Consider the following 22,144-nt stretch of genomic DNA (forward strand, 5'->3'; position numbering starts at 1 on the left):
GAAAATCCTGTTTTTAAAATGTGGAACCGGTTTTAATTTTATTATAGAGCGCCTTTATATTTTGTCAACGCTTTCTTGGATTTTTAATGTATAACGAGAGTGTAATATTTTTGGTATAGTTTTGTTTTCAACAAGCTGTGAAAGAGAAGTGGCAGCAAGCTTTCCAGCATACTCATAGTCAAACGCAATTGTCGTTAAACTAGGGTGTACCATTTCTGAAATATCATATCCACCGAATCCTGTTACAGAAATATCACCTGGTACAGAAAGGGAGTGGGAGTGAATGACTTTCATTGCGCCAAGAGCGATGTTATCTGTAGCACATACGATAAGAGTTGGGCGATTATTATCTAAAATATGTTGTACTTGTTTCATGGCATCTTCTATGCGGAAAGTTGTTTCGTAATATGAAACGTTGCAAGTCGGTTCTAAATTTTCAATTGCTTTTTGAAAACCATTTTTTCGATTTATTCCAACAGAAATATCAGATTTTTCTATCCCTAAATAGGCAATATGTCGATGGCCTTGCGATAAAACGTATGCCCCTAACTCATAAGCTGCATCATAATCATCGTGAACGAGGCAATATTGATCTTTATATTCTTGCCCGACGAATAAAATAGGGATGTTTGAATTAGCCATAATTTTTTGATGTTCATTCGTTAATGTTTTTGTTAATAAAATAATGCCAGCTACCTTTTGTTTTATAAAGTTTTCAATTGCTTGTATTTCAGTTTCGGTTGTTTGATTTGCATTTGCTACAAGCATTTGATAGTTATTTTCCTGTAATGTTTTATCGATCCCGATAAGTGTTTTCATTGTAGCAAAGGAGTCTAATCGGGGGATGATGACACCAATTAAATTTGTTGTTTTTGCTTTTAAACTTTGAGCAAATGTATTGGGAGAGAAATTTGTTTCCTGAATAATACCTTCGATTTTAAGTTTTGTTTTATCACTTACATATCCGCCGTTTAAGTAACGAGAGACTGTGCTTTTTGCAACTCCAGCCAATTTGGCGATATCTGCAATTGTTTTAGCCATAGTATTTCACCTTCGTATTCATAAAAATGTTAACTTTATTATAGGGAGAATTAGAGATGACGTAAACAAGAAGAGAGAAAGAAAAAACCACCTCACGTATATGAGGTGGAATAATTGTTAATATCTAGGCTTAAATGTATGACAACAAGTCTCTACACTTGTTGCTACAGAACTTTCTAGCGTCTCGTTTGTTAAAACAGCAGCTGTATATGAATCATTTTCAGTTTGACCAGTTTCATCTGCATCAGGCTGAACGATGATCGCACTTGCTTGACAAAAGTTACCTTGCCCCCAAAAAGAACAGTTGGAAACAGAACATCTTACTTCTGGCATAAAACCCCCTCCTTATACATTAGTGTGGGATTTTACGCCCATTTCATGTGTAGAAGGAGTTTCCTTTTCTCGTTACTTTTTCGTTTGCTCAAGCCATTCTTTTAATTTGTCTTTCGGCTGTTCACCACTAATACGGCTCACTTCTTTGCCATCTTTAAAATGAATGATTGTTGGTGTACCTTGAATTTTATATTCATCCCAAGGAGCATCTAATTTTTCAATATCCATAACTTTCATATCAACGTTCAAGTCTTTAGCCATTGGCACTACGACAGGAGATAATTTTTGGCAATGAACGCAAGATGTTTGATAAAAGTATACTGTTTCTTCTTTTTTCTCTTTTAAATTCTTTTGAAGATCTGAAAGAGAGATTTTATTTGTGTAGTAGTCAGGACCATCTGTTTGACTACCAGTAGCATTATCAATTTTTTGGCTAGTTGAAGCTTTTTTTTCTTCCATTTGTGTTACAGCGAAAATTGCCGCAAACAAGGCGATAATAATACCACCAAATATAAGCATTTTTTTCATTCTTTCATCTCCTTATTTGTTTTTGATGACAATAAAGCTACAAACAGCGATTGTAATAAAGCCGATAAGTGCTAAAAACGGGATTGTCACAAAGCCGAACCAGTTTATGTATTCTCCCGTACATGGTACACGTCCACAAGCTGCCCCAGCAGCTGAAAATGCTGCGACTTTTTGAATTGCATAGTGATATAAAGAAATACAAGCACCAATAGTTGCGATTGGTAAAGAATAATTTGCGATGCGATAGTCTTTCTTTGCCACAGCGATACCGAGCCATAAAACGAATGGATACATAAAAATACGTTGATACCAACAAAGAACACAAGGCTCAAATTTCATGATTTCGGAAAAGTACAGACTTCCTAGTGTAGCGATAAAAGAAGCTCCCCATGCGGTAAGTAAAGCATATTCTTGCTTTTTTTCTCGTCCCATATTTTATACCTCTCTTATAATAGTTACATACTAAATTATAGTATGAAGTGGTATGGAAAAGAAAGAAAAAATATGTTTATCAATAAAAGTTTTATAAGGAGAAACTTTTATTGATATAAACATTTAAAAAAAGCGCCATTCTCCGGAAGAGAATAGCGCTATATTTTACATTTGAATTTGTTCTACTTCTTCTACATGCGACTTTTGGGATGCATGGTCAATATATTGAAATAGGAGCTGCAATTGTTTATCAACTTCTGGTAGTTCCTTGCTGTATTGATAAGCGTGTAAAAAATGCTCAATACGCTTAGAAAATAATTGATCGTTCGTTTGAACCATGAGAACGAGTAATTTATCCCAATTACAGCAATACGTGTAATAGAGAGCTTTATCATAGTCGTTATATGTTTGCACTGTGTACCCTCCTTACCGAGAGTTATATATAGTGTGTGATAAGTAAGGGGAAATACACTTGAAAGAATTTGTTAAGAAAAAAAGTGAATGAAAAGAAAAAACGAGGAGTTTCCTCGTTTTTTAAGCTTTTGGCATTGGCGTAGGTGTTGGTTTGCCATAGCCTTCTTTATATTTATTATCGATATAGTTACGAATTTCTAGCGTTGATTTTCCTTTTTGTTTCATGGAAGCAGATTCAACTGCGATTTCTAGGCAATTGACGCAAGTCGTTGCGTGGGAATCCCAAACAACTTCACCATTCTTTTTAATTTCACGGATAAAGCAGTTTTTATTATTTTTATGTCCTACACTTTCACCGCAACCACAATAGCATGGAATCCAATCTAATAGCTCTGCATTTTGTCCAGCGACGGTGTAGATATCTTTCATTTGTGGATCAAGCTTATCTAGGAAGGTCGGAAGTGTGTCGACTCCTTTTGTTTTCTCTTGAATGTCAGCTTGCTGAGTGTGCGATGCGTGGTCATGTTCTTCTTTTTTTGATTCAGAAGATTTTTGGTCATTTGTACCAGTACTTCCGCATCCAGCAAGAATTAAGCTCAGTACTGCAAGTAAAGAAAATACATACTTTTTCATTCGCTTGTCCCCTTTACAAATGTATTAATCAAATTGTATCAGAGATTACGGTGTATCGGTTGAAGATTTTTTTGACTGATTTTTGAAGCGCCATCTTAGCGAATGGAATAGAAATAAAAGTGGGATATAAGCGTATACAATATACAATCCCGCTTGAGATAGTACAGTATTTAATGCGTTGATACTTTCCCGATTTTTAAAAAATAAAGAAGCTGTAAAAACGATGAAAATAAAAAATGGTAGTGTAAATTTAAATGAAATATGAAAGGAACGCTTCATCGTTTGACATGATGACCAAATAGTTAAACAAAGATTCGGCAAAATTATTAAAAACCAAACAAAAATAATAATATATTCGAACCGCTGAATAAAAGGAACTTTAATTATTTTTAACATCGTTAAAGTAGGCCAAATAGTGTGATTCAATTGTCCTTCACTATAATACATAAATGATACAATAGCTAAAACTACATAAATTAGAGTGCTAAAAACAATCCCTGCGTGAGCCCATCTTTTTAAAGATTTTCCTTTTTCAATAAAGGGATAGAAGATAAGAATTGTTTCAAATCCGAGAAATTCTAATGCAGATTGTTTTGCTGACACAAGTATGTCGAAAGGGGAATGTGTAAAAATAGGTAAAATATTACGAAAATGTGCATACTTCATCGGATAGACTAAAAAGAATACAACGAACATAGGAAGAACAATACCCCAAAAACATATCCCTGTCACAGAACGGAAGCCACCTTTTATAATGTAGTAAGTGACTAACAAAAACATAAGCGTAAGTTTCCATAACTTAATGGTAGGAAAGATCCAAACTTGTATTACTTCCATATATGTACGAAGAACAGTAAGGCAAAATAATAAGCAATAAAGAGTGAAAATTACAGAAAATATAGAGCCAATCCATTTTCCAAAGGTTGTTGTATGAATGCTAATTAAATCTCCGTCTTTTTCAAGCATTTTTAACATACAAAACAGTACAATATGAGTTGCAATACCTGCAATAATAAGAGAAATCCAAGCATCATAACCTGCATTTTTCAAAATTACACGTTGATATCCGAGAATTCCTATTCCGATTTGGAGAGAATGCAATAAAATAAATGCAAAATATGGAGAGACAGTTTTTGTTTTATTCATTGTATTCATTGCTCATTTCACCTCACTATTCCCCGATTCCAGATTGTACAATATTAAGATCTAAATTTATATCCACCGCTACGTTTTGATACATATTTCGAATTTGTTTTATATTCCATTTTCTCGTATGGCTTCTAATTTCATCTCGTATTCCTAAAGGATCAATTTTCTTTTCTTGAAATTGTTTTATTAAATCTTCACAGTCTTTTTCAACATTTCGTTCAATTTGTTTTTTTATATAGTTGATATTTGTTTTTTTTCTTAGATCAATCCAATTTGGAGAGTTTTTAATTAATCCATTTAATTTTAAATGGATTTTTACTTTTGGTATGTCGCCAGTTTGATCTATATCATACTTATTTTCCCCAGCTAAGTTTTGTATAACAACCATACCTTTATGTTTATCCTTTGTTATCGCTGCTTCGTAACGTCCATTTTTCGTAGGGTTAATAAGTAATTTTGCTAAAACAGAATGTCTTTTATCCGTATACATAACGACTTTATCGCCTTTTAAAAAAGCAAGTCCTTTGACAGCGACGGAATGATTATCGTCCATTTTAAGATAAGGGACATAGGCATCACATACAGAAGAGTAGTAATTATATAAAAAAATGTCTAATGCGGTTTGTGGAATATTCTCATTTCGGATATTTTGTTCAAGTAAATCAGCAATGTATAAAGATCCATTTTTTTTTCCGTAATTTAAAAGTTCCTCAGCTGATCCATCTACAATTGCTAGTTGTACATCGCGCCCGATATTTGGGTCACGTTGTAAGTTAGTAATAATCTCTCCCATTCCACGTTCTCCTAGAGCCTTTCCAAATAGGACGACACGCATTTGACCTACAACGACATTGTGAGGTGATTTTGCATTTAATCGTGAAGCGATTGTCTCAAGTGAACGGGCAGATGTTGATTGAGTTTCTGGTTTAGACTTTACACCATGTGTGTACTCTGGGAAGAGAATAGTTCCTTGGAATCTTTTGTTTTTTGTGATGTCAAATCCAGCGACATGAATAATACGCTGCGTATCCACTATATACGTTTGTGTACAGCCAGTTTGTAAAATGAAGAAGATAATGATAATAAGGTGCAATAAAATTTTCTTCATTCATTCTCACCATCACGTTTTTGCTTCGATTTGTTTGGATTATATCGCCATTTTGATTTTGGTCTAAGAAAAGAAGGTCTTTGTGCCGTTTGACTAAATGGTAATCGAAGAAAACCTTCTGCTGTACCTAAACCACGAAATGGATATAAAGGTAACAAATAAGGTGATCCAAGCGATTTTAATTTAATTAAATGAGCTAAAATAAATACAAATCCGACAGCGAGGCCTAATCCTCCGAATGCACCGGCTAAAAGAATAAGCGGAAAGCGTAACAACCGGATAGTAGAAGACATCTTTACTGTTGGTGTTGTGAAAGATGCAAGAGCGGATAAAGCAACTGCAATTAATAAAATTGTACTTGTCAAAGCCGCTTCAACAGATGCTTGGCCAATTACAATCCCCCCAACAATCCCGATTGTTTGTCCGACTTTTGTCGGTAAACGCGCTCCAGCTTCACGGAGCAATTCAATTGTAATTTCTAAAAAGAGTGCTTCTAGAATAGGAGGGAAAGGTACGTTAGCTCTCGAGAAAATAATAGGACCTAGTAAATCGGCAGGGATCATTTGATAATGATATGTTAAAGCCGCTGTATAAATAGCGGAGGAAAAAAGAGAAAATATAGCTCCGAAAAAACGAATAATACGAAAGAACGATCCAATCATCCACGGTAAATAATAATCTTCTGGTGAAATGAAAAAATCCAGTAACGTTGTTGGTCCTGATAAAGCATATGGAGAGCCATCTGTTAAGATTAAAACTTCCCCATTAATTAATGCAAATACAGCTCGATCTAATCGTTCTGTAGGTAATAGAACAGGAAAAGGTGAATTGCTATTATCACTAATAAATTGCTCAATCATAGTTGAATCAAATGGGACATCAAAGTCAATGTCTTCTAGCCGTTGAATTGCGGTGTTGACAAATTGTTCATTTGTAATTCCTTCTATATAAGCAACTGCTACTTTCGTTTTTGATATAAATCCGACGGTAACTTCTTTAAAAATGAGTTGCTCTGTTACGATATTTCGGCGCAATAAGTGGATATTTGTATCAAGATTTTCAACGAAACCGATTTTAGGCCCGATTACACTATACTCATTTTCTGTATCGTTATATAATCGTTTTCCTAAAACAGTACTTTCGGCACGAATTAAAGCATATTGATCAGGATTCGCATTGTTTTTTAATCGTATTAAAATATATCCACCTAATAATTTTTCACGAATATCATCAATAGAAGGGGAGGTAATAATGTCTTCAATAGAGATGATATTACATAAATCAGAGATGTTTTGAATTTGTTCCGATTCCTTTTTTATAGGAGTTAAAATGAATTGTTTAATAATAAGTGCTTCCACGACAGATTTATAATAAAACAAGCACAACGTTTCATCTTTAAGTATGTTATAAGAGACAAAATCGCTTGATTCTTTCATGGTTTGTATAAATTCTGGAATAGAACAAAGTGTTTTTGTATTAGTCTTTTTTGATTTCTTAGATGATAAACCGAACATTTTCTCACCCCTAACATACGTCATTTACTTGTGTTAGTTTTTGGGAAAGACGGAAATTTATACTTCAAAGTTGAAAGTTTATAAAGAAAAGGAAGAGTAGTGAATACCTCTTCCTTTTTAGCGTGTTAATTTGTTTTCTTTTCTTTAATAGACTTCACTAATTTCAACATTTCCGCTCGTATATCTTCTCTTTTTACATTTAATTTTTCGGCAATTTGTTTAATGTCCATTCCATCTTTTTTCATTTTTAATACATCATCAAGAGGGGTATTGCTTTTTTGAGAGATGATTGTTAACACAGTAAGATGACGCAATTTGATGTTATATTCTTTCATTTTTTGTTTTAGCTGATCCGGTGTGGATTTTTGCATAGTTGCTAACTGTTGTAGCAGTGCTTGCTTTGTTTCTTTACTCATATGATGCTTTTTCAGCTTACTTGGATCTACACCGAAATGCTCGGCTGTTTTCTCCCAAGATTTATTTTGCTTATAGTAAGATAAAACACCTTTTATTTCTTGTCTACTGATTCTTGCAATATGAGCAGCTTTCCAAATTTCATGTTTGTTATAGCCGAGTTTTTCTAGCGACTGCATTTCTTCTTCTGAAATTGGTTTATGGTGATGCATTGTTACTTCTTTTGGTGTGGCAGCGGACGTAGGGAAGGTGGATATCCCACATAATAATGCTGCCATAGTCATACTTACCGCGATTTTTTTGTACATGTAAACTCCTCCTAGATGGATAGTGTGGAAAACTGTACACATATCATTTCCATAAAATGTGAAATACTTGTGAACAAGTTAAGTTTTTTTATTCACAGCATGGAATGACGTTTTTAGAAGTTTTCCAACATAAAACATTGATTAATAGTAAAAAACTAAGGTATAATCGAAATTGAAAATCAATATCAATACTGACGATAAACTTATACATATAGATAAAAATAAGGGAGAGATAAATATGACTACATATACTTCCATCGCTAATGTGATTAAAGAAAGGCGCTCTGTTCGTACATTTACAGACAAAGCAGTAGAAAAAGATTTATTAATTGAACTATTAAATGATGCAACATGGGCACCAAATCATAAGCACCGTGAACCATGGAATTGTAAACTATACATCGGAGAAGGCCGCAAGAAATTAGTAGATGCAGTATTAAACTCTTTCACAGAAGAAGAAAGAGCGAAACGCGGTAAAATTTTATCAGATCGTTTTTTAAGCACGCCTGCACAAATCGTTGTATATATAAATGAAGATCCGCGTCAAATTCAACGTGATGAAGATTATGCTGCAACATGTGCATTCATGCAAAACTTCCAACTTCTTGCTTGGGAACGCGGATTAGGTTGCGTTTGGAAATCAGGCGGATTAAACTACAATCCATTATTTATAGAAGGAATCGGTTTAACAAGAGGCCAACGTATCGTTGGAATTCTTCATATCGGCTATTTCGATAAAGCACCAGAAGGAAAAGCTCGTACTCCAATTATGGAGAAGATGGAGATTATTGAAGGTTAATAGATGAGACATTCTCGTTTTTACGAGGGTGTCTTTTTATTATGCAATCAATCCTCATGAAAGCTTGTTCTTCATCATACACTTTCTTAAGGGAAAGTGTAAGGAGGGAAAATAATGAGAGCAAGTGACGATAAAGCACTGCAATATGCGATTGCGGAAATTACGGAAATTGCGACTGGATTTGGGCTTGATTTTTATCCGATGCGTTATGAAATATGTCCAGCGGAAATTATTTATACATTTGGTGCATATGGGATGCCGACAAGGTTTTCACATTGGAGTTTTGGAAAACAATTTTTCAGAATGAAATTACAATACGATTTAGGACTTAGTAAAATATACGAACTCGTTATTAACTCTGATCCATGTTACGCCTTTTTATTAGATACGAACTCTTTAATTCAAAACAAATTAATTGTAGCGCACGTTTTAGCGCACTGTGATTTCTTTAAAAATAATATTCGTTTTTCAAATACGAAGCGAGATATGGTAGAAAGTATGTCAGCGACAGCTGAACGGGTGAAAGCATATGAGCATAAGTACGGAAAAGAAGAAGTAGAAACATTTTTAGATGCCGTACTTGCCATTCAAGAGCACATTGACCCGTCGCTCATGCGTCCCAAACTTGCGTGGAGTATTGATGATTTAGAAGAAGTAGAAAAGAAAAAGGTATCACAATACGATGATCTATGGAATTTAGATGATCGAAACAAAAAGAGAGAACGATCCAATATACGCAAAAAGAAGAAGATCCCACCGCAACCAGAGAAAGACTTGCTCCTCTTTATTGAAGAATATAGCCGTGAACTAGAAGATTGGCAGCGTGATATATTAACGATGATGCGTGAAGAAATGTTATATTTCTGGCCGCAGCTTGAAACGAAAATCATGAACGAAGGCTGGGCATCCTACTGGCATCAACGCATACTTCGCGAAATGGACTTAACCTCTGATGAAGCAATTGAATTTGCGAAATTAAATGCAGGTGTTGTACAGCCATCAAAAACAAGCATTAATCCATACTACCTCGGTATTAAAATGTTTGAAGATATTGAAGAACGTTACAACAATCCAACAGAAGAAATGAAACGACGAGGCGTAAAACCAGGATCTGGCCGTGACAAAATGTTTGAAGTACGCGAAATTGAATGGGACGTATCGTTCCTAAGAAACTACTTAAATAAAGATCTTGTTATGCGAGAAGATATGTACTTATTCCAGCGCCAAGGAAAAGAATATAAAGTAATAGATAAAGAATGGGAAAATGTGCGTGATCAACTCGTAAATATGCGGACAAATGGTGGGTTCCCGTATTTAGTAGTAGAAGATGGAGACTACTTAAAGAACGGAGAATTATACATTAAACATAGTTACGAAGGAATCGAGCTCGATTTAAAATACTTAGAAAAAGTATTGCCATATCTTCATCAGCTATGGGGAAGAACGGTGCATATGGAGTCCATCGTGGAGAGTAAGGGCGTTGTGTTTTCTTATGATGGGAAGATGGTGCATCGGAAGTATGTGTGAGGGGAAGAACGGACATAGGATACTGTGTCCGTTCTTTTTATTTGGAACCAAGTTAAATATGCTATTCTTGAAAAAAGGGAGTTACATAGAGAAATGGAGCGATTAAAATGAGCAAAGTAGGGGTATGTAAGGTTGATATTACGCCGCCTGTAGGTATTGATTTTGTCGGATATCATAGAGAGACAGGAATAAATAATATTGAAGAGCGTATTTATGGGACAGTTTTTGTATTTGAAAAAGATGAACTGAAAACTGTGTTTATAAGTATTGATAATATTGGGATGTTAGTAGAAGATACGAATATGATTCGTGAGCGAGTAGCAAGTAGGCTTCATGTGCCATTTGAGCGAATAACTGTTGTTTATACACATACACACTCTGGGCCGGAAACAGTCGGTGATCATCCTTTAGTAAAGTCGTATAAAACGATTTTAGTAAATAATGTAGTGCATGGTGCTGTTACTGCTAATAAAAACTTGAAGCGATGTGAAGTTGGCTGGAGTGTTACGACAGGTGATATTGGGGTTAATCGAAGAGAGAGAACATCTGATGGAAAAGCGAAGATGGGAACAAATATAGATGGTGTTGTAGATAAACGAATTGGTATGTTAGCAATAAGAGATGCTGAAACGAAGGAGTTATCTGGGGTTTTAGTATTTTGTACTGCGCATCCGAATGTTTTAAAAGGTGATAGTGATGAATTATCAGCGGATTATCCTGGAATGACGAGAGAGATTCTAGAGCAGATAGTGAACGGCCCTGTTATTATCGTTCAAGGTGCCGCTGGAAATGTGTATGCGAAATATCGCGGTTCAAGGGAAGCGTTAAAACAAATGGCTTACATACTTAGTGGACATGTATTAACGATGTTACCAACAGTTACATATAGTCCAATTGTAAAACTAAGGACAGTTTCGAGTATGATGCAAATGAAGTTGAAGGATATTTCTGAATTTGATGAGATACGAAGCATGGCTCGATTAGCCGAGAAGCAGTGGGGCGTGAATACGGACGAATGGCTTACTATCGTATTAGAGAAATATAGGCAAGGTATTCGGCGGTTAAGTATTGATTTAGAAGTGCAATTGTTTCAAGTTAATGATGGTATGTTTTCAGGTTTACCGATGGAACCTTTTTCGGAAACGGCATTAGAAGTGAAAGAGAATCTTCAAAATGAATTAGCTTTCTTTGGTGGATATACGAATGGATATATTGGTTATTTACCAACGAAGGAAGAATTCTCATATGGTGGGTATGAAGTGGAATTAAGCCCTGTTGTGTATGGACCGGTTACGAATTTATTGATGCCACCGGAGGAGAATACTGCGGAGTTGGTTGTGAAGAGAGTTATGGAATTATATAACGTGTAAAAAATATAGTCAGTAGAATAAAATTTAAAGAAATTCATGATTTTTAATACACCTATAGAAAAACGAATCCATTTTGAAAAATATGAATCAAAGTGGATTCGTTTTTTGTTTACCAGACAGGTCGTATATTTGATGATAATTTCTCTGTATTTTCTTTAGTAACGAATGTTGTTAAATCCTCTTTCAGCATTTGCATTCGTTCTGCACCTATGTTTTCAATCCATCGCTGTTCTATTTCAGCTACTATTTCTTCTTTAGCTTTCATTACTGACAAACCACGTTCGGTTAAAACGATGATTTTACCTCTTTTATCAGTAGGATGTGTTTTGCGTGTAACGTAGCCATTACTCTCAAGAGAATCCACCATTTTACTTACAGCTTGTTTGGAAATCCCTAAATACTCAGCTAGCTCTATACCAGTTGCCCCATTAGGGAGGATGCGTTTGAACATAAAACCATGTGCTGGCCTAATATCTTCAAATCCTAATTCACTTAATTTGTCATGTAGCTCAGTGATTAATGTGCTAAATGATAATGATAAAAGCGATGTAAGATCTAACTCGTTAAATGTTTGATCCATGTATATAACCTCCGCACTTGTAGTCAATCAAATTGACTATATTATGTTGGTAGAACAAATAATGATTTATATAATATAGAATCAATGGAGGTTTCACATGGTTAATATCGTGAAAATTAGAGGGAGTGTATTTGCACCGTATGCATCGCTGGAACCTATTAAGGACCCTGCAACAGGAAGAGTGTTTGAATATGCTGGAGATGCACGTGAGTTTACACCACAAGCTGTGAACACAAAGCGTTCAAGGTTAGAACAAGAAGTAAATATTGATTTTTATAAAAGAGAAATTTTCACATATGCAGATGCTTGTATCGTCACCGTGAAGATTACAAATCCAGATGGCTCAATTGAGTATCAAAAGGGAGAAACAAGTACAGAAAACATTGTATGTACAAATATTGTATGGAGTGAAGATGAAGTTTCATTTGAAATGAGAGCAAGTGCAAGTAATCCTTTAAACGCAGCAGCACCTGCAGCTGATTATTTTTTGACTATACGAGCTAATGAAAGTGGTACTGTGAATATTGAAGGTGTACATGATGGTTTCCCTTGCTATGAATTTTATAAACAAGTAGATTTTGGTTCGTTTGAATTGATATACAAACATGATTTCAGAAAAACGGATGATACCCCAGCAGCACTAGCTGGAGAGATGGAATATAGCTTTAAAACGATAATCTAGCTGTAAATATAGCGCTATTTTTCAGAAGGAAGTAGCAAGCGTAAAAGAGAAAGCTATTTATTATGATAGCGAGATTGTGGGCTGTTTTACTCAAGATTATGCCGTATCTAAAATAAAATTATAGAGGTGTTTCTTATGACTAATATCGTGAAAATTAGAGCCAGTGTATTTATTCCAATGTCTTGGACTGAGGCTAAGAAGGATATGGAAACAGGAAAAGTAATTCAATTCGAAGGTGATTCACGTGAATTCACACCGTATGCGGTAAATGCGATGCGCTCTAGAGTTGAGCAAGAGGTAGTAGTGGATTTTTATAAAGAAGAAGTGTTTTCATATGCGAACACGGGTATTACGACAGAGAAGGTTACGAATCCAGATGGTTCTGTGAATAAAAGAACAGGAAAAGCGAGTACTGAAAATATTGTGTGCAAGAATATCGTATGGAATCCTGGTGGTGTGCAATTTAAAATGAGTGCGAGTGCAAGTAATCCATTAAATATATATGCACCTCCTGTAGATTATTTATTACATGTATGTGTGAAAAAGGATGGTAGTATTGATATTCAAGGAGAGCATGATGGATTCCCTTGTTTTGAATTTTATAAGCAAGTAGATTTCGATTCATTTGAAAAAATATATACACATGATTTTAGAGAAACTGGTGATACAGCTGCAGCACTAGGCGGGAACATGGAGTATAGTTTTACAAAGAGATTATAGGAAGTATGAAAATGGAACGATGGATTGCTTCATTCGTAAAGAACTTGGAGATATCTAAGTTCTTTTTTATTTGTTTCAAATTTGTGAAAGAAAGACATATTGATTGAAATTAAATTTTTTATACTCTATCATATACCCATACAGGTATAGGTTTTTGTGGTACATGAGAAAATTAAATAATATGGAGGTTTAAAATATGTCCAGAAAAATAGTTGTAGTAGGCGGAGTTGCCGGCGGGGCATCAGTAGCTGCAAGGCTTCGTCGTTTAAGTGAGGAAGATGAAATTATTATGGTTGAACGCGGTGAATACATTTCATTTGCAAACTGTGGATTGCCATATTATATTGGCGGTGTCATTACAGAAAGACAAAAATTATTAGTACAAACTATTGAAAGGATGTCAAAGCGTTTTAATTTAGATATACGTGTATTGAGTGAAGTGGTAAAGATTAATAAAGAAGAGAAAACAATTACTATAAAGAATGTAACTACAGGTAAAACATATAACGAGGAATATGATGTTTTGATTCTTTCACCAGGGGCGAAACCAATTGTTCCACCTATTCCGGGCATTGAAGAAGCAAAGGCGTTGTTTACGGTACGAAATGTACCTGATACAGATCGTATAAAAGCGTATATTGATGAGAAGAAACCACGTCATGCGACGGTTATTGGTGGTGGATTTATTGGAGTGGAAATGGTTGAGAATTTAAGAGAACGTGGGATTGAAGTTACTCTTGTAGAGATGGCGAATCAAGTGATGCCACCAATCGATTATGAAATGGCAGTATATGTACATGAGCATATGAAGGTGCACAATGTTGAGCTTGTTTTTGAAGATGGTGTAGATGCGTTAGAAGAGAATGGGACTGTTGTACGTTTAAAAAGTGGCTCACTTATAAAAACAGATATGATTATTTTAGCAATTGGTGTACAACCAGAGAGTAGTTTAGCGAAAGATGCAGGACTAGCATTAGGAGTTAGAGGAACGATAAAGGTAAATGAGAAATTTCAAACATCTGACCCATATGTATATGCAATTGGTGATGCGATTGAAGTGAAAGATTTTGTTACAGAAACCGAAACGATGATTCCTTTAGCGTGGCCAGCTAATCGTCAAGGTCGCATGTTAGCAGATATTATTCATGGTCATACGGAGTCTTTATATAAAGGTACGATGGGAACTTCTGTGGCTAAAGTTTTTGATTTAACAGTTGCTTCGACTGGAGTAAATGAGAAAATATTAAAACGATTAAATATACCCTATGAGGTAGTACATGTACAGGCAAATTCTCATGCGGGATACTATCCGAATGCTACGCCAGTGCTAATAAAATTAATCTTTAATAAAGAAAGCGGAAAAATTTACGGAGCACAGGCTTTAGGGCGTGATGGAGTAGAGAAGCGTATCGATGTTATTGCAACGGCAATGAAGGCAAATTTAACTGTAATCGATTTACCAGATTTAGAATTATCATATGCCCCGCCGTATTCTTCTGCAAAAGATCCAGTAAACATGGTGGGGTATGCTGCAAGTAATATAGTAGATGGTTTTGTGGACACAGTGCAATGGCATGAAATAGATCACATTGTTGAAAATGGTGGGTACCTTATTGATGTTCGAGAACCTAATGAACTAAAACAGGGAATGATTAAAGGCTCTATTAATATTCCGTTAGATGAATTACGTGATCGATTGGATGAAGTACCAATGGACAAAGAAATATATATCACTTGCCAACTTGGTATGAGAGGGTATGTTGCAGCGCGTATGTTAATGGAAAAGGGATATAAGGTAAAGAATGTAGATGGTGGTTTTAAGTTGTATGGGACAGTATTGCCAGAACGTGTTGTATATTGATATTTTTCATCTTCTACTTCAAGATTTAGTGGAAGATGAAAATCTATAGATTAAGGTTTTATTTTTTGGTTTGCGAACATATAAGACAAAAATTAAAAATAGGGGTTTACAAAATACCCTACAGGGTATAATATGTTGTCATAGGTTATAAATGGTGACATAATGGTAATGAGGTGATTATAGAATGGAATATAATCAAGATATGAAAAATAGATTGAAACGTATTGAAGGTCAAGTTCGTGGTGTGCTTCGTATGATGGAAGAAGGAAAAGATTGCCGAGAAGTTATTACACAGTTAACAGCATCTCGTTCTGCACTTGATCGTACAATTGGACTCGTTGTTGGAACGAATTTAGAGCAATGTTTGCGTGAACAGTTTGAAAGTGGTAATGGTTCAAATGAAGAGTTAATTAAAGAAGCTGTTCAATTACTTGTAAAAAGCCGATAATCTGTCAAACATAATTGTTGACAGATTTTCAAAAACGTTTTAATATACCCCTGCAGGTATATGTATATGGATTGTGGAGGAATCGATTATGAGTATAAAAGTGGATATGAGTTTAGATTGTAAAGGTTTGGCTTGTCCGATGCCTATTGTGAAAACGAAGAAGGCGATAGAAGGATTGGCACCAGGGCAAGTGATTGAAGTTAAGGCAACAGATAAAGGATCTACGGTAGATATAAAAAGTTGGGCGAGTAAAGTAGGACATCAATATATCGGGACGAAACAAGAGGGGGATGTATTGGTGCATTATGTTAGGAAAGCAAACGAGCATGAAGTGAATGAAGTTGTGAAATATCCTCATACAATTACGAATGCAGAATTACAGTCTATATTGTCTCATGGAGAAGAGAGCATTGTATTAGATGTTCGCGAAGCAGCGGAATTTGCTTTTGGCCATATTCCATCCGCCATTTCGGTACCATTAGGTGAATTAGACAGCGCAGTGTTAGATGAGACGAAGCAAATTTATGTTATTTGCCGAACTGGTAATCGCAGTGATATAGCTTGCCAAATGTTGAATGAGAAAGGTTATTTAAATGTGAAAAATGTCATTCCAGGTATGGTAGAGTGGCAAGGGAATATAGAGAAGTAAATTTTTTTGAACGAAAATATACCTATGGGGGTAATTAAATGAATGTTAAACCGTTACAAGCAAAAGATGTGGCAGAGAAAGTTTTATTCGGAGAGTTATTTATTTTAGATGTTCGCAATGAGACGGATTATGAAGATTGGAAAATTGAAGGGAAACAAGTTTCTTCTATTAATAGACCTTACTTTGATTTGTTAGATGGTGTAGATCATATTGTAAGTGAATTACCTAAAGATAAAGATGTTTTAGTAGTATGTGCAAAAGAAGGGTCTTCTATATTTGTAGCAGAGCAATTAACAGAGGCGGGATTACAAAATATTTATTATTTAGCTGGTGGTATGAAAGCTTGGAGTGAATATGTGAAGCCGTTAAAAGTAGGGGATGTACAGGGCGGAGGAAGTATATATCAATTTAATCGTCTTGGAAAAGGCTGTTTATCTTATATGGTTGTTTCTAACGGTGAAGCAGCAGTTATTGATGCAGTAAGAACGGTTGAAGCATATGAGGAGTTTGCGAAAGAGCATGGCGTTACGATTACGAATGTAATGGATACACATTTACATGCAGACCATATTTCCGGAGGACGTAAGTTAGCTGAAAAGGTAGGTGGTACGTATTGGTTACCGCCAAAAGATGCCGAGGAAGTCGTTTTCTCATATGAACCACTTGTAGAAGGATCTGTTATTACGGTGGGGGGTACAAAAATTGAAATTGACGCGTTATACTCACCAGGGCATACGATTGGAAGTACGTCATTCATTGTAGATGATTCTTATTTATTATCAGGTGATATTTTATTTGTAGATTCAATTGGGCGTCCTGACCTTGCTGGTAAGGCTGAAGATTGGGTGAGTGATTTACGAAATACGTTATATACGCTGTATAAGGAACTGTCTCAAGATTTAATTGTTTTACCAGCTCATTATTCAAAAATAAGTGAAATGGATGAAAGAGGCATTGTGAGTGCGAGCTTACAAGAGCTATTTAAAGAGAATGTAGGGTTAAATATTGTTGATGAAATAGAGTTTCGTAAAACTGTGACAGAGAACTTACCGCCACAACCAAATGCATATGAAGAAATTCGTCAAACGAATATGGGGAAAATTCATCCGAGTGTGGAAGAAGAGCGTGAAATGGAGATTGGCCCAAATCGTTGTGCAGTGCATGAGTCATTATAAAAATAACAAATTGGAGGAATTGATGATGAATATAAAACAAGTATTAGATGCGAAAGGTTTAGCATGTCCAATGCCGATTGTAAGAACAAAGAGAGCAATGGATACTCTACAAACTGGAGAAGTGTTAGAAATACACGTAACGGATAAAGGGTCAGTTAAGGATATTCCAGCGTGGGCAAATAAAAGTGGTCATGACATCGTAAAGCATGTAGAAGAAGCTGATGTGCTGAAGTTTTGGATTAAGAAGGCGTAGGAAAAAAATATTGTTATAAATGCAGAGAGGTTGGTTATATGAACACAATATTAAGTACGCTTTTCATTGTACTTGCTGCATGGTTTGTTATTTCACGATTTTTACCAGTGAAAGGTGTGCAAAATATCAGTGGAAAAGAATTAAAGAATATAGTGGAAAAAAAGGGGAAACAACGTATCGATGTTCGTACAGTAGGTGAATATAGAGGAAATCATATGAAAGGATTTCAGAATATCCCGTTAAATGAGTTAGCTAGTAGAGCAAGTCAGTTAGATAAAAATAAGGAAGTAATCGTTATTTGCCAAAGTGGAATGAGAAGTAAGCAAGCTGCAAAGATGTTGAAAAAACTAGGGTTTCAGCAAGTAATAAACGTTTCGGGTGGTATGAATGCTTTGTGAGGAGGGACTTTAAAATGAAAGAAATGACAGCAAAAGAATTAGAAGAAAAATTGTTACGTAAAGAAGCAGTAAATATCGTAGATGTCCGTGAAGTAGAAGAAGTAGCAGAAGGGAGAATTCCAGAAGCATGTAATATTCCGCTAAGGCTATTAGAGTTTCGAATGCATGAGTTGGATAAAAAGAAAGAGTATATTATCGTTTGTCGCTCTGGCGGAAGAAGTGGAAGAGCAGTTCAGTTTCTAGAGAGCTACGGTTTTCAAGCAATCAATATGGTAGGTGGTATGTTAGCGTGGGAAGGTAAAGTCATATAGTGAAGTAAGTGATTTGGGCCTTTTTATAAATAAATAAATACCCCTATAGGTAATTGGAGGGAGAACAATATGGAACAACAGAAGAAAACAACAATCGTTTTATTTAGCGGGGATTACGATAAAGCAATGGCTGCTTATATTATTGCAAATGGCGCAGCGGCGTATGATCAAGAGGTAACTATTTTTCATACTTTCTGGGGATTAAATGCTTTAAGGAAAGATGAACATGTGAATGTAAAGAAAACATTTATAGAAAAAGTATTTGGAAAAATGATGCCACGCGGTGCTGATAAGATGGGATTATCCAAAATGAATTTTGCTGGCATGGGGCCGAAGATGATTAAAGGCATTATGAAAAAACATAACGCAATGCCTTTGCCAGATTTAATTGATTTGGCGAAAGAACAAGGAATTAAACTTGTAGCTTGTCAAATGACAGTAGATTTATTAGGGTTAAAAGAGGAAGAGATTATGGAAGGGGTAGAGTTTGCAGGTGTAGGGGCATATTTAGCAGATGCTTCGGATGGGAATGTAAACTTATTCATTTAAATCACCTTCTTTTTAGAAGGCGGGGGATGTAAGATGAGCTTAGTCGTATTACTTTTTATAATTGGGTTTATAGGATCGTTTATATCAGGAATGGTTGGGATTGGTGGCGCGATTATTAATTATCCGATGATCTTATACATTCCAGTATTGCTAGGATTTACTGGCTATACGTCACATGAAGTGAGCGGTATTACAGCGGTACAAGTATTCTTTGCAACTTTTGCAGGCGCGTGGGCATACCGGAAAAGTAATGACATGAATAAAACGTTAGTTATGTATATGGGAGCTAGTATATTAATAGGAAGCTTCATAGGGAGTTTCGGTGCTAACATATTAGAGGAACATACAGTCAATGTTGTTTATGCAGCATTAGCTACAATTGCAGCTATTATGATGTTTGTACCGAAACAAAATAATAGTGGAGATGTGAAGTATAATAAATGGTTAGCAAGCTTGTTAGCGTTCGTTGTAGGGGGAGCTTCAGGCATTATAGGAGCTGGAGGTTCGTTCCTTTTAGTTCCCATTATGCTAGTTATTTTAAAATTACCACTGCGCATGACGATCGCGACATCTATCGCTATTACGTTTATTTCCTCAATAGGGATTACTACAGGAAAAGTGATTACTGGGCAAGTAGTTATCATTCCAGCTCTAATTATTGCGGTTGCCAGTATATTTGCTGCGCCACTTGGAGCACGAGTCGGGAAGAGGTTAAATCAAAAAGTACTGCAATATGTATTGTCCACTTTAATTGTAGGCACTGCTGTTAAAATGTGGATCGATATGATATCAAAATAAAAGGATGGTGCTGCTTACAGCCCATCCTTTTATTTATTGTCCGTAAACCTAACGGATTATAGTTTTACTTTATGCCCAAATAACTTTCATTAAGTTTTTATATTCGTCATTTGCTAATTTATATAGCATTCTCGTATGTTCAAAGACAAGTGCTGGATTAAAGTTTGGTTCTGAGAATGCAAGAGATGCTGAAATATCAATTGCATTTTGCTTGTTTAATGTGAATTTTGCAAAGCGATAAGATGTGTTTAATTCATTAATAACATGTAAAATATCATTTGTTGATGTTGCATCAGGCACGTGAGCAACATTGAAGCAGTATATATCCACCGTAGGATGTTCGTTTTGGAAAGCAGCGATAAGTTGAATTTTTGCGCCAGCTTCTGTCTCTAATCCTACTGAAAAATGAACAGAGCCATCATTTTCATCTATATTTTCTTCCATGTATATATCGTTGGATTTTAAGTAGTCTTTAAAATCTGAGATGTTATGTTTTACTGCAGCTTTCATATGTATGAGCCCCCTGATAATTGGAATAGATTGCTACTATTTATTATAATTTAAAAATATTAAAAAAGATAGTTAGAAAGTTCTGATTTTTGATTCTGAAGAAATAAAAAGAAGCAGTACTCTACCTCCATAGAGTACTGCTTCTTTACTATTCATTGTCGTTAGACGATGTTTCTGTATCTTCATTGCTATTTTTGTTCTTATTTTTCACTTCATTGTTACTTGATTCGCGTTCACTTGAATTTTCAGACTTAGATTCTTTTGTCTTTTTCGAATCAGAGTCTGAGTCAGACTTTGTATATGCAGGTAGCCCAAGATGAGTACGAAGTTCATTTGTAACATTAGCTAATTCTTTTTTATCTGGATTGTAGTAGTAAGTTCGACCACCACCAGCAGATTTGCTACATGTATCGTCACCTTTTGCCATATAGCAATCATCACCTTGGATTTGTAATTTCTCAATTTCCGAATCCGATCCATATTTATAGAATGAAAGCATATCATCAAATGTTAAGTTTGTAACGAATTGTCCGTTAATATCATCAATGATGTTGCCAACTTTTGTTACAGAACCAACACTTGTTAGTTTCTTTAAAATAGCCTCGATAACGAGTTGTTGACGTTGTCCACGCATTGCATCACTATCGATGTGTCTTGTTCTAGCAAGAGCAAGAGCTTCTTCGCCATTTAACTTTTGAACACCTTTTTCTAGGTGAATTGCCTCAGCATTATCATTGCTATCTTGCTCAGTAAATTCAACTGGTACATCAACTTCAACACCGCCCAAGTCATCGACGATTTTTATAAATGATTTAAAGTTGAATTTTACAAAATAATCGACAGGAACATTCATTAATTTTTCAACTGCATCAATGCTTGCTTGTGGTCCACCATTTTTTCCGTTTTTAGCAGAACCGAATGCATGAGCGTGTGTAATTTTATCTTTTTTCTTTTCTATTGGAATATAAGTATATGTGTCACGTGGGATACTTAATAGTTTAACAGTTTTGCTATCTTTATTAAATGTTGCAAGTAAAAGCGCGTCTGTTCTTATAGCTTCACCATATTCTTTTCCACGGACATCGCTTTCATCAACACCCATTATTAAAACAGAGACATTGTTTGTAATAGGTTTTACAGCCTTATCACGTAAATCAGATTTATCACCGCGTGCTAAATCGTGTGCGGCATTTCGAACAGCAGAAGATGCTTTATTTACTAAAAACCAAGTATAACCGCCGCCTATTAATAAAACGAATAGTATAGCGCTTATAATAATTTTTATTTTTTTCTTATTTTTTTTCGGTTTACTGCGTGTATTTTCTTGCAAAGATGGGTTTTGCTCCATTTCTTGTACTCCTTCATTTGGATTGAAATACGACACTCATATCCACTTATTATAATGAAATTTAGCGAAAAAAAACATTACAAATCATTTACATTTCGTAAAAATTCAATTTATTTATAAAAAGTCAGATTTTCTATATATTATTTTGTAGATGTAGAATAAGTATAAGGGCTATTAGTAGAAATGAAAATATATATTATGAGAAAGCGATAGGGAAGTAAGATTTGTTGAAATATAGCCAAGAAGAAATGAGTAAGCTTACTTATTTCTTCTATATAATAAAGAAGAATTT

The 22,144-nt window shown here is 35.2% G+C and carries 27 protein-coding genes; 14 read left to right on the forward strand and 13 right to left on the reverse strand.

Going from position 1 to position 22,144, the window contains the following annotated elements; translation table 11 throughout:
• Positions 1 to 54 precede the first annotated feature (54 nt).
• The 10 genes from QCI81_RS18295 to QCI81_RS18340 form a co-directional block, all read right to left on the reverse strand.
• Positions 55 to 1,041, reverse strand: coding sequence for a LacI family DNA-binding transcriptional regulator (locus QCI81_RS18295; protein ID WP_001140397.1), 987 nt, complete (start codon positions 1,039 to 1,041; stop codon positions 55 to 57).
• Between the two features lie 117 nt (positions 1,042 to 1,158).
• Positions 1,159 to 1,374 (reverse strand): DUF1540 domain-containing protein, encoded by a 216-nt coding sequence (locus QCI81_RS18300; RefSeq protein WP_001115482.1) that lies wholly within the window; start codon positions 1,372 to 1,374, stop codon positions 1,159 to 1,161.
• Between the two features lie 72 nt (positions 1,375 to 1,446).
• Positions 1,447 to 1,902: a thioredoxin family protein gene (locus tag QCI81_RS18305; RefSeq protein WP_016082775.1), complete on the reverse strand. Its 456-nt coding sequence runs from the start codon at positions 1,900 to 1,902 to the stop codon at positions 1,447 to 1,449.
• A 12-nt stretch (positions 1,903 to 1,914) separates the two neighbouring features.
• Positions 1,915 to 2,334: a disulfide formation protein C gene (locus QCI81_RS18310; RefSeq protein ID WP_000532261.1), complete on the reverse strand. Its 420-nt coding sequence runs from the start codon at positions 2,332 to 2,334 to the stop codon at positions 1,915 to 1,917.
• A 165-nt stretch (positions 2,335 to 2,499) separates the two neighbouring features.
• Positions 2,500 to 2,748: a YhdB family protein gene (locus tag QCI81_RS18315; RefSeq protein WP_001195459.1), complete on the reverse strand. Its 249-nt coding sequence runs from the start codon at positions 2,746 to 2,748 to the stop codon at positions 2,500 to 2,502.
• A gap of 120 nt (positions 2,749 to 2,868) precedes the next feature.
• The gene (locus tag QCI81_RS18320; RefSeq protein WP_000761026.1) at positions 2,869 to 3,381 is read right to left on the reverse strand and encodes a PCYCGC domain-containing protein; all 513 of its coding nucleotides are present in this window, start codon (positions 3,379 to 3,381) and stop codon (positions 2,869 to 2,871) included.
• A 45-nt stretch (positions 3,382 to 3,426) separates the two neighbouring features.
• Positions 3,427 to 4,536, reverse strand: a complete 1,110-nt coding sequence (locus QCI81_RS18325) for a GerAB/ArcD/ProY family transporter (RefSeq protein ID WP_001095035.1) — start codon at positions 4,534 to 4,536, stop codon at positions 3,427 to 3,429.
• Between the two features lie 16 nt (positions 4,537 to 4,552).
• Positions 4,553 to 5,638: a Ger(x)C family spore germination protein gene (locus QCI81_RS18330; RefSeq protein WP_000722252.1), complete on the reverse strand. Its 1,086-nt coding sequence runs from the start codon at positions 5,636 to 5,638 to the stop codon at positions 4,553 to 4,555.
• A complete protein-coding gene (locus tag QCI81_RS18335; RefSeq protein ID WP_071731152.1) occupies positions 5,635 to 7,152 on the reverse strand; it encodes a spore germination protein in 1,518 nt (505 codons plus the stop codon). The genes QCI81_RS18330 and QCI81_RS18335 overlap by 4 nt, the downstream gene beginning before the upstream one ends.
• A 125-nt stretch (positions 7,153 to 7,277) precedes the next feature.
• Positions 7,278 to 7,874, reverse strand: a complete 597-nt coding sequence (locus QCI81_RS18340; RefSeq protein ID WP_071731153.1) for a hypothetical protein — start codon at positions 7,872 to 7,874, stop codon at positions 7,278 to 7,280.
• A gap of 238 nt (positions 7,875 to 8,112) precedes the next feature.
• Here QCI81_RS18340 and QCI81_RS18345 point away from each other — a divergent pair, with 238 nt between their 5' ends.
• From QCI81_RS18345 to QCI81_RS18355, 3 genes are all read left to right on the forward strand, one after another.
• Positions 8,113 to 8,673, forward strand: a complete 561-nt coding sequence (locus tag QCI81_RS18345; RefSeq protein WP_000214818.1) for a nitroreductase family protein — start codon at positions 8,113 to 8,115, stop codon at positions 8,671 to 8,673.
• Between the two features lie 114 nt (positions 8,674 to 8,787).
• Complete coding sequence (gene spoVR, locus QCI81_RS18350) at positions 8,788 to 10,200, forward strand: stage V sporulation protein SpoVR (RefSeq protein ID WP_001202719.1); 1,413 nt, start codon at positions 8,788 to 8,790, stop codon at positions 10,198 to 10,200.
• Between the two features lie 107 nt (positions 10,201 to 10,307).
• Entirely contained in the window at positions 10,308 to 11,570 is a 1,263-nt protein-coding gene (locus QCI81_RS18355; RefSeq protein ID WP_071731154.1) for a neutral/alkaline non-lysosomal ceramidase N-terminal domain-containing protein, read from the forward strand.
• A gap of 109 nt (positions 11,571 to 11,679) precedes the next feature.
• On the opposite strand, the gene QCI81_RS18360 is transcribed toward QCI81_RS18355, so the two are convergent.
• Positions 11,680 to 12,150: a MarR family winged helix-turn-helix transcriptional regulator gene (locus tag QCI81_RS18360; RefSeq protein WP_063535698.1), complete on the reverse strand. Its 471-nt coding sequence runs from the start codon at positions 12,148 to 12,150 to the stop codon at positions 11,680 to 11,682.
• Positions 12,151 to 12,247: 97 nt separating this feature from the next.
• On the opposite strand from QCI81_RS18360, the gene QCI81_RS18365 reads away from it, so the two are divergent.
• The 11 genes from QCI81_RS18365 (at position 12,248) to QCI81_RS18415 (ending at position 19,994) form a co-directional block, all read left to right on the forward strand.
• The gene (locus QCI81_RS18365) at positions 12,248 to 12,832 is read left to right on the forward strand and encodes a DUF3238 domain-containing protein (RefSeq protein WP_000247262.1); all 585 of its coding nucleotides are present in this window, start codon (positions 12,248 to 12,250) and stop codon (positions 12,830 to 12,832) included.
• A 135-nt stretch (positions 12,833 to 12,967) separates the two neighbouring features.
• Positions 12,968 to 13,552, forward strand: coding sequence for a DUF3238 domain-containing protein (locus QCI81_RS18370; protein ID WP_071731155.1), 585 nt, complete (start codon positions 12,968 to 12,970; stop codon positions 13,550 to 13,552).
• 196 nt (positions 13,553 to 13,748) lie between these two features.
• A complete protein-coding gene (gene cdr / locus QCI81_RS18375; RefSeq protein ID WP_071731156.1) occupies positions 13,749 to 15,413 on the forward strand; it encodes a CoA-disulfide reductase in 1,665 nt (554 codons plus the stop codon).
• Positions 15,414 to 15,597: 184 nt separating this feature from the next.
• Positions 15,598 to 15,861: a metal-sensitive transcriptional regulator gene (locus QCI81_RS18380; protein WP_000456206.1), complete on the forward strand. Its 264-nt coding sequence runs from the start codon at positions 15,598 to 15,600 to the stop codon at positions 15,859 to 15,861.
• An 88-nt stretch (positions 15,862 to 15,949) separates the two neighbouring features.
• A complete protein-coding gene (locus QCI81_RS18385; protein WP_000023953.1) occupies positions 15,950 to 16,510 on the forward strand; it encodes a sulfurtransferase TusA family protein in 561 nt (186 codons plus the stop codon).
• 38 nt (positions 16,511 to 16,548) lie between these two features.
• Positions 16,549 to 17,685, forward strand: coding sequence for an MBL fold metallo-hydrolase (locus QCI81_RS18390; protein WP_001101341.1), 1,137 nt, complete (start codon positions 16,549 to 16,551; stop codon positions 17,683 to 17,685).
• A 22-nt stretch (positions 17,686 to 17,707) separates the two neighbouring features.
• The gene (locus QCI81_RS18395; RefSeq protein WP_014481958.1) at positions 17,708 to 17,938 is read left to right on the forward strand and encodes a sulfurtransferase TusA family protein; all 231 of its coding nucleotides are present in this window, start codon (positions 17,708 to 17,710) and stop codon (positions 17,936 to 17,938) included.
• A 38-nt stretch (positions 17,939 to 17,976) separates the two neighbouring features.
• Entirely contained in the window at positions 17,977 to 18,336 is a 360-nt protein-coding gene (locus QCI81_RS18400; protein WP_063546510.1) for a rhodanese-like domain-containing protein, read from the forward strand.
• A gap of 14 nt (positions 18,337 to 18,350) precedes the next feature.
• Entirely contained in the window at positions 18,351 to 18,647 is a 297-nt protein-coding gene (locus QCI81_RS18405) for a rhodanese-like domain-containing protein (RefSeq protein ID WP_000661802.1), read from the forward strand.
• 69 nt (positions 18,648 to 18,716) lie between these two features.
• Positions 18,717 to 19,196 carry a DsrE/DsrF/DrsH-like family protein gene (locus tag QCI81_RS18410; RefSeq protein ID WP_000437741.1) on the forward strand — a complete coding sequence of 160 codons (480 nt, stop codon included), beginning with the start codon at positions 18,717 to 18,719 and terminating at the stop codon, positions 19,194 to 19,196.
• A 33-nt stretch (positions 19,197 to 19,229) separates the two neighbouring features.
• Entirely contained in the window at positions 19,230 to 19,994 is a 765-nt protein-coding gene (locus QCI81_RS18415) for a sulfite exporter TauE/SafE family protein (protein WP_000060742.1), read from the forward strand.
• 69 nt (positions 19,995 to 20,063) lie between these two features.
• Here QCI81_RS18415 and QCI81_RS18420 read toward each other — a convergent pair whose 3' ends face one another.
• Together QCI81_RS18420 and QCI81_RS18425 are read right to left on the reverse strand one after the other, a co-directional pair.
• A complete protein-coding gene (locus QCI81_RS18420) occupies positions 20,064 to 20,504 on the reverse strand; it encodes a hypothetical protein (protein ID WP_000642361.1) in 441 nt (146 codons plus the stop codon).
• A gap of 148 nt (positions 20,505 to 20,652) precedes the next feature.
• The gene (locus QCI81_RS18425) at positions 20,653 to 21,852 is read right to left on the reverse strand and encodes an LCP family protein (RefSeq protein WP_071731158.1); all 1,200 of its coding nucleotides are present in this window, start codon (positions 21,850 to 21,852) and stop codon (positions 20,653 to 20,655) included.
• Positions 21,853 to 22,144: the final 292 nt, after the last annotated feature.

It is taken from the genome of Bacillus cereus group sp. MG20 (assembly GCF_040459885.1).
Classification (GTDB): Bacteria; Bacillota; Bacilli; order Bacillales; family Bacillaceae_G; genus Bacillus_A; species Bacillus_A cereus.